Here is a 14,715-nt window from a genome sequence, read left to right on the forward strand (position 1 = left end):
AGTCAGATATGAGAATCCCACTTGCCCCTGATGCAGGGGCTGATGCAGACTTCCCAATCGGATAACCGATACCCGCTATCCAGCCGCTTTTCGTGAGGGAGTATGTCAGAGCAGCACACCGGCCTGGCGATCATCCATGCCAACCGCCTTGAAACCCTGCGTGATCTGCTGGTGCACTGGATGCGCGAACACCCCCTGGCGCCGCTTGAAGAGGAGCAGGTGCTGGTGCAGAGCAACGGCATTGCGCAGTGGTTGCGCCTGGCGCTGGCTGCGCCAACGGACCAAGGTGGCTGCGGCATCGCAGCCGGTATGCGCCTGGAGCTGCCCTCGGCCTTTCTCTGGCGCGCCTACCGCGCCGTGCTGGGCGCCGACCAGGTGCCGCGGCACTCCCCTTACGACAAACCTCTGCTGCGCTGGCGCCTGATGCGCTTGCTGCCCGGTTTGTTGCAGCGGCCGGAGTTCGCGTCTTTGGCACAGTATCTGAGCGCCGATCCCGGCGAACGCAAGGCGTTTCAGCTGGCCGAACACTTGGCTGACCTGCTCGACCAGTACCAGGTCTACCGGGCCGATTGGCTCGAGGATTGGGCCGCAGGTTTGGATCAGCTGCGTGCCGCAGATGGTGAACCGAAACCGCTGAGTGCCGACCAGTGCTGGCAGGCGATCCTTTGGCGCGCAATCCGTGACGATCTGACCGAGCAGCAGGACAGCTCACGGGCGGATCTGCACCAGCGCTTTATCGCCGCCTGTGAGCGGCTGCGACAGCGACCGTCCGGATTGCCGCCCAGGGTGATGGTGTTCGGTATCTCCGCCCTGCCGCAACAGATGATCGAGGCGCTGTCGGCCCTGTCCGGGCAGATGCAGGTGATGATCGCGGTGCTCAACCCCTGCCGCTACTACTGGGCCGATATTGTCGAGGGGCGGGAGCTGCTGCGGGCGCAGCGCCGCCGCCAGCAGCGCCGCCAAGGCATGCCGGAGCAGATCGGCGACGCGCAACTGCATCTGCATGCGCCGCCATTGCTGGCGGCCTGGGGTAAGCAGGGACGGGATTATATCCGCCTGCTCGATCAGTTCGACGACAGCGAGCGTTATCGCCACTGGTTCCAGGACAGCCGTATCGACCTGTTCGATGAGCCTACGCAAAGCCTCGAGTCGTTGCCGCTGCTGCAGCAGCTGCAGCAGGATATCCTTGAGCTTAACCCGCTGCCCGAGACCAAGCGTCAACTGCCTGCCGACGACCACTCGCTGGCTTTCCATATTGCCCACAGCGCCCAGCGAGAGGTGGAGATACTGCAGGACCAACTGCTGCATCGGCTGCAGCAGGATCCGACGCTTGAGCCGCGCGATATGATCGTCATGGTGCCGGATATCGCCATCTATCAGCCACATATCGAGGCGGTGTTCGGTCGGCTCGGCTCGGACGATCCGCGCTACATTCCGTTCAGCCTGGCCGATCAGACCGCCCGTGGTCAGGCGCCACTGCTGGTGGCGCTGGAGCAGTTGCTGAGGCTACCGGAGTCCCGCCTGGGCGTCAGTGAACTGCTGGACCTGCTGGAGGTACCTGCGGTACTCGAGCGTTATCAGCTCGGCGCGGAGGATATTCCCACCCTGCAGCGCTGGATCGAAGGTGCCGGCATTCGCTGGGGCCTGGATGGCGAGCACCGGGCCGGCCTGGAGCTGCCCACCGGTTTGGAGCAGAACGCCTGGTTGTTCGGCCTGCGCCGGATGCTGCTCGGCTACGCGGTCGGTGATGGCGAGGCCTATGCCGATATCGAGCCCTACGACGAGGTGGCAGGGCTGGAGGCGGCGCTGGCCGGTACCCTGGCACTGCTGCTCGACGACCTGCGTGCGCTGCTGCAGCGTATCCGCGACGCTCAACCCGCCGTCGCCTGGCGTGAGACCCTGACCTGGCTACTGGATACCTTTCTCGCCCCGGCCAGCGATGCCGACCTGGTGCTGCTCGAGCGATTGAACGATGAGCTGCAGCAGTGGACTCAGGGCTGTATTGACGCCGGGCTGGAGGCGCCGCTGCCGTTGACGGTGGCCCGTGAAGCCTGGTTGGGCAACGTCGATCAGAGCGGGTTGTCGGCGCGCTTCCTGGCCGGTCGACTGACCTTCTCTACGCTGATGCCGATGCGCGCCATCCCCTTCCGCCAGGTGTTCCTGCTCGGCATGAACGATGGCGACTACCCGCGGCAGAAGCCGGCGCAGGATTTCGACCTGATGGCACGGGAGTACCGGCCGGGCGACCGCTCCCGCCGTGAAGATGACCGTTACCTGTTTCTGGAGGCGTTGCTGTCGGCGCGCGAAGCACTCTATATCAGCTGGGTCGGGCGCAGTATTCGCGATAACCAGCCCCAGCCGCCGTCGGTGTTGGTGGCCCAGTTGCGTGACCTGATCGAACAGGGTTGGGAAACCGAGGCGCGGAGTTCACCGCTGCCGAACCTGACCCTGGAGCACCCGCTGCAGCCGTTCAGTACCCGTTACTTCGACCCCGCCGCCGGGGCAGACCCAAGGTTGTTTACCTATGCCGAGGAGTGGCGCCAGGTGCATACGCAGCTGCCGGCCGAACGCGGCAACAGCCTGAGTCCGGCGCGGCCCGAGGGCGCGCTGACCCTTAACCGCTTGGCGCGCTTTCTCCGCGCCCCGGTCAGCAGCTTCTTCGCCGAGCGGCTCAATGTCCATCTCGATCTGCCGCAAGCGAGGCAGCAGGAGCATGAACCCTTCGGCTTTGACCGGCTGGAGCAGTTCCAGCTGGGCCAGGAGCTGATCGATACCGCGTTGAAAGCACCGTCGCAGCAACAGGGGATAACCGACAACCTGCAGCGTTGGCAGCGGGCCGGGCGCCTGCCACTGGCCGAGTATGGCCAGTTGGCGCTTGAGCCCGTGCTCAGCGGCGTTTACTCGACCCTGCGTCACCTGCAACCCCTGGCCGATTACCAGCCGCTGCAGGGCGCGTTGGAGATCGCGCTAGCGCTGCCGGTCGACAGCGAATCGCTGCCGCTGGAGGATTGGCTGGCCGGGGTGTGGGTATACGAGGATGCGTATCGACTGATCCGCACCTCGCCCCAGGCCGTGGCCGACAAAAAGGGGCCGCGCTGGCACCGGCTGCTGCGCCTCTGGGTCGAACATCTGGCCGGCTGCGCCCAGGGTTACGCGTTGACCAGCTCACTGGTGGGGCCCGATACCAGCGTGCAACTGGAACCGCTGTCCAAACAGCGCGCCACCGAGATACTGAGCGACATGGCGACCTATTGGCTCCAAGGCTTCCAGGCGCCGCCGCCGCTGGCTTGCCGCACCGGTTTGACCCTGCTGACGGAGGATCCCGAGCGCGCCAGAGGCAAGGCCCATGAGACCTTTGTCGGCAATATGAACTTCACCGGCGAAGTCCAGTCCGATCCGGCGCTGGCCCGGGCCTGGCCCGAGTTCGACAGCCTGTATGATGCAGGTCTGCAGGGCTGGGCCGAGGCGTTGTACCGGCCGCTGCTGGACCATGCGCATCTGCTGCGGGGCGAGTCTCTGGAGGTGGGGTCATGAGTGCACAGGTGCAACCGCTCGACAGCCTGCGCTTCCCGCTGCATGGCCGGCGCCTGATCGAGGCCAGTGCCGGTACCGGTAAGACCTACACCATCGCCGCGCTCTACCTGCGCCTGGTGCTCGGTCACGGTGGCGACAATGCCCATGGCCGCGCGTTGCTGCCGCCGGAGATCCTGGTGGTGACCTTCACCAATGCCGCCACCCGCGAGCTGCGTGAGCGTATCCGCGATCGCCTGGCCGAGGCCGCCCAGGTGTTCCGGGGCCAGAAAGCCGCGGCTGATCAGTTCCTGCAGGCGCTGCTGGCCGAGCCGGCCTATGCAGACGAGAGTGCCCGCGCTGCGGCCGCCTACCAGCTTGAGCGCGCCGCCCAGTGGATGGATGAGGCGGCGATCTACACCATTCACGGCTGGAGCCAGCGCATGCTGAGCCAGCACGCCTTCGACAGCGGCAGTCTGTTCGACCAGCAGCTCGACAATGAGGATGCGGAACTGCTCAGCGAGGCGGTACAGGATTACTGGCGCACCTTCTGCTATCCGCTGCCCAGGCCCGCCGCGAGAGCGCTTGGCGCAATGGCCAAGGATCCGCAGCAGCTGGAAGTGGTGCTCAGGCCGATGCTGGGTGCCAACGGGGCGGCGCTCTGTATCCGCGGCGAGCCGGTGCCAGACGCGCTGTCGCCGACCACCTTTGCCAGCGAACTGATGCAGTGGCAGCAGCAGCGCGATGCATTGGAGCTGAGTGCCCGCAGGCTGTGGCTCGACGGGTTGGACGAGGTGGAGCAACTGCTGCAGCAGGCGGTGAGCGAGGGCGTGCTGAGCAAGGCCAGTTTCAAGCCGGACAACCTGCCGCAATGGCTCAGCGAGATGCGGGACTGGGCCGAAGGGGACGCAGCCGACGACAAGCTGTTGCTGCGCTTTAGCCGGGCCAACCTGCGTGCGCGCACCAACAAGAAGTTCCAGTTCGACGGCACCCCGGATCATCCGGCGTTCGAGGCGCTGGAGCGGCTGACCGACTATCTGGCGAGCGCGCCGGACCTGAACCCGGTGCGTCGCCATGCCGCCGAGTGGGTCGGCCAGCGATTCGAACAGGGCAAGCGCCGGGCGGCGCGCCTCGGTTTCGACGATCTGCTCAGCCGCCTCGACGAAGCGTTGCACGGTGAGGCCGGCGAGCGCCTGGCGCAGCAGATCGCGCTGCAATACCCGGTAGCGCTGATCGACGAGTTCCAGGATACCGACCCGGTGCAGTACCGCAGTTTCAGCCGCATCTATGGCGGCGAGAGAGCGCAGAGCAGCGCCCTGTTGATGATCGGCGATCCGAAGCAGGCGATCTACGCCTTCCGCGGTGCCGATATCCACACCTACCTGCGGGCGCGCCGGGACAGTGCCGGTGCGCTCTACTCCATGGGCACCAACTACCGCTCCAGCGCCGCGATGGTTGGCGCGGTCAATCACCTGTTCCAGCGCGCGGAGCAGAGCGAGGCCGGTGGCGCCTTCCAATTCGCCCAGGATGGCGATAATCCGCTGCCCTTTCATCCGGTGGCGGCCAAAGGACGAGGCGAAATCCTGGAGCTGGACGGGAAAGCGCAGAGTGCACTGACCGGCTGGTGGCTGGACCCGGAACTGGTGCAGACCAAGGAGGTATTCCGTGCCGGGATCGCCGAGTCCACCGCCAGCGAGATCTGCCGCCTGCTGGCGCTGGGACAGCAGCAACGGGCCGGGTTTCGCCAGGCCGATGGCAGCCTGAAACCGCTGCAACCGGGTGATATCGCGATTCTGGTGCGTACCGGCACCGAGGCGCACTGGGTGCGGCAGGCACTGGATCGACGGGCGGTCCGCAGTGTCTACCTGTCGGACCGGGAGTCGGTGTTCGATACCCTGGAGGCGCAGGACCTGTGGCGTTGGCTGCGTGCCTGTGCCGAGCCGGAGCAACCGCGCCTGGTGCACGCCGCGCTGGCCACCGCCACGCTGGCGCTGGGTTTGACCGAACTGGACCTGCTCAATCGGGATGAGAGCGCCTGGGAGGCTCAGGTGGAGCTGTTTCGCGGCCTGCGCGATGCCTGGCGACGCCAGGGTGTGCTGGCGCTGGTGCGCCGTCTGCTCGATGCTTTTGAGCTTCCCGCCCGCCTGCTGCAGCAGAGTGGCGGTGAGCGAGTACTGACCAACATTCTGCATCTGGCGGAGATGCTGCAGGCGGCCAGCGTGCAGCTCGATGGCGAGTTGGCGCTGATCCGTTACCTGGCCGAGCAGTTGGCCGGTAGCGGCAGCGATGCGGATGAGCGCGTATTGCGCCTGGAGAGCGACGCCGACCGGGTGCAGGTGATCACCATCCACAAATCCAAGGGCCTGGAGTATCCGCTGGTATTTCTGCCCTTCATTAGCGACTGTCGCAAGGTCAGCGCCCGCGCCGGCAGCTATCTCTACCACGGCGACAACGGTGAAACACTGATCGAGCTGGATGCCGGCGACAAGGACGCTTGTGCCCGTGCCGATCGTGAGCGGTTGCAGGAGGACCTGCGTCTGCTTTACGTGGCACTGACCCGCCCGGTACACGCCTGCTGGCTGGGTCTGGCCCCGCTCAAGGAGGTGGGCAAGAGTGCCCTTGGCCAGCTGCTCGGTGTGGCCGATGCGGGTGCCGAGGCGCTGCACCCGGCCTTCGCCGCGCTATGCCGTGACGGCCAGCTCGGTCTCGAACCACTGCCGGCGGCGAGCAACGAACTGCTGCCCGCACCGTCGACGCTACAGGTGTTGCGGCCGGCGGCCCGCTTTAGCCGGGTGTTCGACAGCAAGCCCTGGTGGATCGCCAGTTATTCGGCGCTGTGTCGGCTCAAAGGCCAACAGAGCGATAACTCCCTGGAATCCGTAGCGGAGGCTGACACTGCGCGCGACAGCACCCTGCTGGAAAGCCGGGATGAGCCGGCGACCCCAGCCGCTCAGATTCAGGGCAATGCCGATATCCACAGGTTCTGGAAGGGGCCGGCCGCGGGTACCTTCCTGCACGGTATGCTGGAGTGGGCGGCGGCGGAGGGCTTCGCCGCGGTCGCCGACAGCCCTGAGTTGCGTGCCGAGTTTCTCGAGCCACGCTGTCAGCGTCGCGACTGGCAACCCTGGCGGTCACTGCTCGATGACTGGCTGCTCAGGCTGCTGCAAACGCCACTGCCGCTGGAGGCTCAACCCGTTTCCGGGGGTGCCCTGCGCCTGCGCGACTTGTCCGGCGCCAAGGCAGAGATGGAGTTCTGGTTCAGCAGTGCACCGCTGCGTATTGCGCAGCTCGATGCACTGGTGCGTCAGCATATCCTGCCGGGCCACGCGCGGCCGGAGCTGGAGGACGGACAGCTGAATGGCATGCTGAAAGGATTTATCGACCTGACCTTCGAGCATCAGGGACGCTACTGGGTGGCGGACTACAAATCCAACTGGCTGGGGCCGAACAGTCAGAGTTATACACAGGAGGCGATGCGCGAGGCGATCCTGCACAAACGTTACGACATGCAGTACGTGCTCTATACCCTGGCGCTGCATCGCTTGCTCAAGGCACGCGTGCCCGGATACGCCGAAGATCCGGCGCAGGGATACAAGCAGTACGTCGGTGGCGCGCTCTACCTGTTCCTGCGCGGCATAGACGAGCCCGAACGGCGCGGTGCCTTCGTCGACCGTCCGCCGGTTGAGCTGATTGTCGAGCTTGACCGCCTGTTCACCGGTCAGCGTGAGGAGGTCGCCCATGGCTGAACAACCGGATCTGTTTGCCACGCCTGAGCTGCAAACCCTGCATGGAGATCGGCTCTGGCAGGTACTGGAGCAGTGGCAGCGCCAGGGCTGGATACGGGCGCTGGACCTGGCGCTGGTGCGGATGCTGGCGCAACTGGATCCTGCTGCTGCGCCCGAGCTGTTGCTGGCGGTGGCGATGACCAGCCACCAGCTCGGGCGCGGGCATATCTGCCTGGACCTGGAAGCCACCCTGGCCGACCCGGATGCGGCGTTGTCGCTGCCGCCGGAGGGGGCGTTTGGTGAAACCCTGCCGGACCGCCCCAGCGAGTTGCTCGGCGGTCTGTCGCTGCCTGACTGGCTGGATCGGATCGCCAGCTCTGCGCTGGTGCAGAAGGGCGCCGGCGCCGCACCGCTGGTGCTTGAGCCGGGCACCCCAGCACGTCTCTACCTGCGCCGTCAGTGGCGCTACGAGGTGGCGGTCGCCGCGGCGATTCGTGCGCGGCTGAATAGCGATGAAGCGGACAGCCTGCCTGCCGGGATGAGCGAGCGGCTGGACCTGTTGTTCGATACCCCCGCCGATGGCGAGATCGACTGGCAGCGGCTGGCCTGCGCACTGGCCGGCTCCAGTCGCTTTGCGATCATCACCGGCGGTCCCGGAACCGGCAAAACCACCACCGTGGTGCGGCTGCTGGCGCTGCTGCAGAGCCAGGCGCTGGACCGTGATGCGCCGCTGCGTATCCGCCTGGCGGCGCCGACCGGCAAGGCGGCGGCGCGTTTGACCGAGTCGATCGGGCGGGCGGTGTCCCAGTTGCCGGTGGGGATGGCGCGGCAGATCCCCACCGAGGTCAGCACCCTGCACCGCCTGCTTGGTTCGCGTCCGGATACCCGTCATTTTCGTCATCACGCCGACAATCCGTTACACGCCGACCTGGTGGTAATCGACGAGGCGTCAATGATCGACCTGGAGATGATGCATGCGCTGCTTGCAGCGCTGCCGGTCAGGGCACAACTGATTCTGCTCGGTGACAAGGATCAACTGGCCTCGGTGGAGGCCGGGGCGGTGTTGGGCGATCTCTGCCTCGACGCCGAGTGGGGCGGTTATTCGGCCGCGACCCTGGGGCGGTCCGCAGGCGCCGGGGCCGGTGATCTGGCCCAGTGGCAGGCAGTCGCAGGACGCGCGGGAGATCAACCGCTGGCCCAGCATATCGTCATGCTCCGCCACAGCCATCGATTCGGCGAGCACAGCGGTATCGGGCGCCTGGCGCGGGGCGTCAACAACGGCGATCTGAAAACGGTGGAACGCACGCTGGGGGGCTTCCCGGAGCAGCTGGAGCTGCTGGAACCCCGCGCCGAACAAACACCGGCCCTGCGCGCGTTGATGCTCAGCGGCGGCCGTCTTGGCCGCGAACAAGGAGCGCCAGGATACAGCGGTTATCTGCAATTGCTGCGGACTGAGCGCCCCGCGAGCGCCGATTATGCCGATGTCGCTCGGCAGGAGTGGGCGCACAGGCTGCTGGCGAGCTTTGCCCGTTTCCGCGTGCTCTGCGCACTGCGCAAGGGCCCCTGGGGCGTGGAGGGGATGAATCAGCGCATCGAACAGGTGCTGGCCGACGCCGGCCTGTTGCAGCCCGATCAGCTTTGGTACGAGGGGCGGCCGGTGATGCTGACCCGCAACGACTACTCACTGGGGCTGATGAACGGCGATATCGGTCTCTGCCTGAAGGTGCCGCGAAGCGAGGGCGGCGAGGTGCTGAGGGTAGTATTCCCGCTGGCCGATGGATCGCTGAAATGGGTGTTGCCGAGCCGCTTGCAGAGCACCGAAACGGTGTTCGCGATGACGGTACACAAGTCACAGGGCTCGGAGTTCGCCCATACGGCACTGGTGCTGCCGCCCGGGCCGAACCCGGTATTGACGCGGGAACTGGTCTATACCGGCATCACCCGCGCCAGCGACTGGTTCACCCTGGTGTTACCGGCCAGGGCGCGACTGCATGAGGCGATCGCTACCCGGGTGCATAGGGCCAGCGCCCTGCGCACCCGCATTCTGGCGGCGGATCTTGGCTCAGCGCAGCAGTAGCAGCGGTACCCGGGTCTGCTTGATCAGCTTGCTGGTGGTGCTGCCGACCAGCATCTGGCGGATGCGGGAGTGGCCGTAGGCGCCCATGACCAGCAGTTCGGCACCGCGCTTGTCGACCTCGCCGAGCAGGGTCTGCTCCACGTCGCCGGCGAGGATCTCGGCATTGACCTCGAATCCGGCCTGCTGCAGCTGTTCATGGGCGTGCTTGAGCTCCATCTTCACGTCGTGAGTGGAGGGGCCGACGATCAACAGGTCGCAAGGGATACCCTGCAGCAGAGGGCTGCGGGTCACCATCTCCACCGCCTTGCGCGCCGTCGGGCTGCCGTCATAGGCGATCAGGAATCGCTGTGGCGGTGTGAATGCATCCGGCAGCACCAGCATAGGTCGGTGCAGGGCGCGGATCACCGCTTCCACCTGGTGGCCTAGGGCGCCGCCGGCACCGCCGCGACCGAATACCAGCAGACGGGTGTCCGCCTCCAGTTCGCTCAGCGTGTCGACCAGATCGCCGTGGCGCTGCAGCGTCTGCGGTTCGGCGATGCCGTCGTCGACGGCGCGCTCTCGCGCCGCGTCCAGCATCAACCGGCCCTGTTCGCGGGCCAGCTTGCCGCGCTGTTCATCCAGCGCCGCCAACTCTTCGAGTAGGGTTTCCCGTGCGCCCAGTCCGATGGAGCCGGTCAGGTTGGTTTCGGTGGGGTACTGGCTCTTGTCCAGCACATGCAGCAGTGTCAGAGGGGCTTCCAGTCTGAGGCTGGCCCAGCTCGCCGCGTCACAGATGCACTCGGCACTCTCGCCGATGCCATCGATACAGGCGATTACCTGGTTCATGGGCGTTCCTTTTTTTGTGGACCCGGTCGTCATTGTTGTTTCCCTAACAGATATCAATGACCCATCAACTGGTCAACCGCTTCCGGCTTGTCGTGCACGGCGAAACGGTCGACGATGGTGGCGCTGGCCTCGTTCAGGCCGATCACCTCCACCTCGGTACCCTCACGGCGGAACTTGAGCACTACCTTGTCCAGCGCCGATACCGCGGTGATATCCCAGAAGTGCGCCTGGCTCAGGTCGATCCTGACCCGCTCCACATCCTCTTTGAAATCGAATGCGGCGGTGAACTTCTCCGCCGAGCTGAAAAACACCTGGCCGACCACGCGGTAGCGGCGCAGGGCGCCGGAGTCGACCAGTTCGCTGTCGATGTACTCGCTGTCGATATACAAGTATTGGCCGATCTTGTTGGCGAAGAACAGCGCCGCCAGCAGTACCCCGGCGAATACACCGAGCGCCAGGTTATGGGTGGCGACGACGATGGCCACGGTGACCAGCATCACCAGGTTGGTGGACAGCGGGTGCTTCTTCAGGTTGACGATCGATTCCCAACTGAAGGTGCCGATGGAAACCATGATCATCACCGCGACCAGCGCCGCCATCGGGATCTGCGATACCCACTCGTCAAGGAACACCACCAGGATCAGCAGCACGACACCGGCGATCAGCGTCGAGATACGGGTGCGGCCACCGGATTTCACGTTGATTACCGACTGGCCGATCATGGCGCAGCCGGCCATGCCACCGAACAGGCCGGCGACCACGTTGGCCAGGCCCTGGCCCTTGCACTCGCGATTCTTGTCGCTGGGGGTATCGGTCAGGTCATCGACGATGGTGGCGGTCATCAGCGACTCGAGCAGGCCGACCACCGCCAGTGGCACGGCGTAGGGCAGGATTATCCACAGTGTCTCCAGGTTCAGCGGCACATCCGGCCAGAGGAATACCGGCAGGTCATCCGGCAGTTCACCCATATCGCCGACGGTGTTGATATTCAGACCCAGGGTGATCGACACCGCGGTCAGCAGCAGGATGCAGACCAGTGGCGAGGGGATCAGCGCGCCGAGCCGGGGTACATAGGGGAACAGATAGATAATGCCAAGGCCGGCGGCGGTCATGACATAGACATGCCAGGTCACGTCGATCAGCTCCGGCAGCTGGGCCATGAAGATCAGGATCGCCAGGGCGTTGACGAAGCCGGTCACCACCGAGCGGGAGACGAAGCGCATCAGCGAGCCGAGCTTGAGGAACCCGGCCAGGATCTGGATCACCCCGGTCAGCAGGGTGGCGGCGAGCAGATACTCCAGGCCGTGCTCCTTGACCAGGGTCACCATCAGCAGCGCCATGGCACCGGTGGCCGCCGAGATCATCCCCGGGCGGCCGCCGAAGAAGGCGGTGACCACGGCGATGCAGAAGGAGGCATAGAGGCCGACCTTGGGGTCGACGCCGGCGATGATGGAGAAGGCGATCGCCTCCGGAATCAGCGCCAGGGCGACGACCAGTCCGGAGAGGACATCGCCACGCAGGTTATAAAGGGACCATCCGTATTTTAGGGTTGAGATCATGGGTGTCCTGACTTTTCGTTCAAACGGAAACAGACCGACAGCAGGGTATGGGCGTCGGTAAAAAGCAATCATGCAAGGCTTGAGCCAGGCATAGACGGTCAGCGTCGAGCGGAAGCAGCGGCGGGTGGGGAGACAGGGGATCAGCCTAGTGAAACCTCGTGGAGATTGGCTGAAGCCTGCTTTTTTCTTCGCTGTAGACGTCGATGATGCTGATTAAAAAAGCAGCGGGCGATGTTAACACAGCAGTGCGAGGCCTTGAACCTGGCGCGGCACTGAGGGGATATAAAATAAATTAGAAAATATTAAATTAGATATATCGAATATTAAGATGTGCTGGCTTATTATTGGGGGGATCTGCCAAGAAGAGGATAACCAAATGATAATAACTAGACGCGGTGGGGCATTTGCCGCGCTGCTGCTCACAACCGCTCTGGCGCAGGCGGCCGGCGATGTGGACCGGGGGGCAACGATTGTAATGCAGGGTGATGGTCAGGGTGGGGCACCCTGCCTGGCGTGCCACGGTAGCGATGGTGCCGGTAACGACGGGGCCGGGTTTCCCCGTCTGGCAGGGCTGGACGCCGGCTATCTGGCCGCGCAGCTCAGGGATTACCGCGAGGGTCGCCGTATCAGCGCTGTCATGGCACCCAATGCGTCGCGTTTGAACGATCAGCAGATCGAGGATGTAGCGGCCTATTATACGGTGCAGACCCTGGCGGTGACGCCGGCGGAACTGCCCGCCGATTTGCTGGCAAAGGGCGAACAACTGGTCAAGCAGGGCGATTGGGATAACTATATTGTGCCCTGTGAAACCTGCCACGGGCCCGGCGCTCAGGGTGTCGGCGCTACTTTTCCAGGGCTTTCCGGACAGCACTCTACCTACCTGCGTCAGCAGCTTGAAGCCTGGAAAAACGGCACCCGAAACAACGACCCCAATCAGCTTATGCTGGCGATCGCCGCGCGACTGAGTGACGAGCAGATCCAAGCGGTGTCCGCCTATCTATCTCAGCAACCGACACGGAGGGTTAGCCCATGAAACCAAGTGTCTATGCTTTGGCGCTGCTGAGCGTTGCTGCCACGCCGGTCATGTCAGCGCCCGCAGTGCCGGTCGATCTACCCGCGTACAAAGAGGGTCAGTATGTGCATCAGGCGCCAACGCTGGATGATCTGATGAACGATCAGTCACTTAATCCCAATCTGCGTGAGGTGATTCTCAAGGGGCGTGATCTATTTATGAATACCCAGCAGAAGCGCGGTGAGTATGTGTTCAACGATATGAATTGCAAGAGCTGCCATATGGGTGAGGGGCGCATGAACTGGTCTGGACCGGTCTGGCCCGCCGCTACCACGCTGCCCGATTTTCGTGGCAAGAACCAGCATGTGAACTCGCTGGAGGAGCGCATAGCGGGATGTTTCTCTTTCTCCATGAACGGTAAACCGCCCGAGTATGGCAGCGATGATATGCTGGCACTGGTGGCGTACCACCAGTGGCTGGCAAAGGGGGCGCAGGTCTACGAGACCAATATTGGGGGACGTGGCTTCGGTCACCTTGGACGTGAACCCGCGCAAGCGGCCGACTATGCGCGTGGGGCGCAGGTCTACGCCGATAACTGCGCGGTCTGTCATGGCGAAGATGGATTGGGACAAAAACACGACGGCAAGGTTGTCTTTCCGCCGCTCTGGGGCGATCACTCCTACAACTGGGGAGCTGGCATGGCCCGTGTTTTCACGGCGGCCTCATTCATCAAGAACAACATGCCGTTGGGGAAACCGGGTTCACTGACGGATCAGCAGGCCTGGGATGTGGCGCTGTTCGTCAACAGTCATGAGCGGCCTCAGGATCCGCGTTACACCGGAGATGCCAAGGAGACCCGGGAGAAGTACAGCAACTTCCACAAATGGACCCGTTACGGTACCGAATTTAACGGCCATATTCTTGGCCAGCATGACAATACCGGCGATAAGCCCTTCCTGAAACCGGACGTGTTACGTCCGCGCACCTTCGAGTGACACGCCAGGCCGCCCACTGGGGCGGCCTTGGTCCAGCCTGCGGTTATGCCCGTACACTCCTCTCGCTATAATAAATACATAGACACGGCGGATGTCATGATGACCGCTGCTGTATAGCTCCCAACATAACCAAGAGTGACCCTATGAGCGCCTCGCTGACCTACCTGCTGATCGCCGCTGGCTTGATCGTAATCCTCATCTTGAGCTTAGTGATACGTCGACAGCTGCTTGCGCAGAAGCACGCGCGCGAGCAGGAGCAGCAGCAGCGGGAGACACTGGAGCGTGACGCGCGTGAGCACCGCCAGTACCTGATCGACAGCGTCCGCATCATCGCTGCGGCGGTGCTGCATGATGACAAGATGACCATGACAGAAGGCTGCATACGGCTCAAGGTGTTGCTGGATAATCTGGCGCCTCACCTGCACCAGCATGAGCAGTTCGCGGTGATTAACCGGGTATTTGAAGCCACCTCCCATATCCCCTTTCTGGAGCAGTGGCGCGCCCTGAGCAGCGCCGAGAAGCGTCGATATGAAAAGGAGATGGCGCAGGTGGAGAAGGAGCAGGGTGAACATGTGCGTCATGCCATGCAGGCGTTGCAGACCTACCCTCTTGAGCAGATGCAGTAATGCTCGAATTTATCCCGGTCTTTATCTTTACCCTGATCCTGCTGGTACTGCTGGTGGTATTCATGAGCTTTGGCCGCCTGCCCGCCTATCGGCCGAGCCGGGTTCAGGTTCGCGAATTGCTGGCAGGGGTGTTGGATCGCTCCACTTCGGTGGAGAGCTGGGAGCTGTTTCTGGGCCTGCCGATCCACCACGACGCTGAACTCGAAGCGGTGCGTCGCCGTTGTGTGGCGATCCACGAGGGGCTGGAGGGGGAACGCGCTGCAGGTACCGGGCTGGATGGTTATCTCTACGATCGAGACGGGCGAGAGCGGATCGGCAAGGTGTTGGCCGAGCTGGACGAACTGATCCGTCACGAGCCGATCACCCGGGAGTTTTGATACCCGCCG

General features: G+C 64.0%; 9 protein-coding genes. 7 read left to right on the forward strand and 2 right to left on the reverse strand.

The window, feature by feature from the left end:
- Window positions 1–102: 102 nt before the first annotated feature.
- Genes recC through recD form a run of 3 tightly spaced genes read left to right on the forward strand, consistent with a single transcriptional unit; the run spans window position 103 to window position 9,312 of the window.
- A complete protein-coding gene (gene recC / locus IEX40_RS16625; protein WP_188750320.1) occupies window positions 103–3,534 on the forward strand; it encodes an exodeoxyribonuclease V subunit gamma in 3,432 nt (1,143 codons plus the stop codon).
- Window positions 3,531–7,256, forward strand: coding sequence for an exodeoxyribonuclease V subunit beta (gene recB / locus IEX40_RS16630; protein WP_188750321.1), 3,726 nt, complete (start codon window positions 3,531–3,533; stop codon window positions 7,254–7,256). Before recC ends, recB begins: the two co-directional genes overlap by 4 nt.
- The gene (gene recD / locus IEX40_RS16635) at window positions 7,249–9,312 is read left to right on the forward strand and encodes an exodeoxyribonuclease V subunit alpha (protein ID WP_188750323.1); all 2,064 of its coding nucleotides are present in this window, start codon (window positions 7,249–7,251) and stop codon (window positions 9,310–9,312) included. The genes recB and recD overlap by 8 nt, the downstream gene beginning before the upstream one ends.
- On the opposite strand, the gene IEX40_RS16640 is transcribed toward recD, so the two are convergent.
- Window positions 9,298–10,137, reverse strand: a complete 840-nt coding sequence (locus IEX40_RS16640) for a universal stress protein (RefSeq protein ID WP_188750325.1) — start codon at window positions 10,135–10,137, stop codon at window positions 9,298–9,300. The genes recD and IEX40_RS16640 overlap by 15 nt on opposite strands.
- Before the next feature lie 53 nt (window positions 10,138–10,190).
- On the reverse strand, window positions 10,191–11,696 hold the full coding sequence (locus tag IEX40_RS16645; protein ID WP_188750327.1) for a SulP family inorganic anion transporter: 1,506 nt from the start codon (window positions 11,694–11,696) through the stop codon (window positions 10,191–10,193).
- Between the two features lie 376 nt (window positions 11,697–12,072).
- Between IEX40_RS16645 and IEX40_RS16650 the strand changes: the two genes are divergently transcribed.
- The 4 genes from IEX40_RS16650 to IEX40_RS16665 all read left to right on the forward strand — a co-directional run bounded on the left by IEX40_RS16650 (window position 12,073) and on the right by IEX40_RS16665 (window position 14,706).
- Complete coding sequence (locus tag IEX40_RS16650; RefSeq protein WP_188750329.1) at window positions 12,073–12,729, forward strand: c-type cytochrome; 657 nt, start codon at window positions 12,073–12,075, stop codon at window positions 12,727–12,729.
- Window positions 12,726–13,703, forward strand: coding sequence for a c-type cytochrome (locus IEX40_RS16655; protein WP_188750331.1), 978 nt, complete (start codon window positions 12,726–12,728; stop codon window positions 13,701–13,703). Before IEX40_RS16650 ends, IEX40_RS16655 begins: the two co-directional genes overlap by 4 nt.
- Before the next feature lie 143 nt (window positions 13,704–13,846).
- Window positions 13,847–14,329, forward strand: coding sequence for a DUF2489 domain-containing protein (locus IEX40_RS16660; protein WP_188750334.1), 483 nt, complete (start codon window positions 13,847–13,849; stop codon window positions 14,327–14,329).
- Window positions 14,329–14,706 carry a hypothetical protein gene (locus IEX40_RS16665; RefSeq protein WP_188750336.1) on the forward strand — a complete coding sequence of 126 codons (378 nt, stop codon included), beginning with the start codon at window positions 14,329–14,331 and terminating at the stop codon, window positions 14,704–14,706. The genes IEX40_RS16660 and IEX40_RS16665 overlap by 1 nt, the downstream gene beginning before the upstream one ends.
- Window positions 14,707–14,715: the final 9 nt, after the last annotated feature.

Origin of the sequence: Marinobacterium zhoushanense (assembly GCF_014641945.1) — a bacterium.
GTDB classification, from domain to species: domain Bacteria; phylum Pseudomonadota; class Gammaproteobacteria; order Pseudomonadales; family Balneatricaceae; genus Marinobacterium_D; species Marinobacterium_D zhoushanense.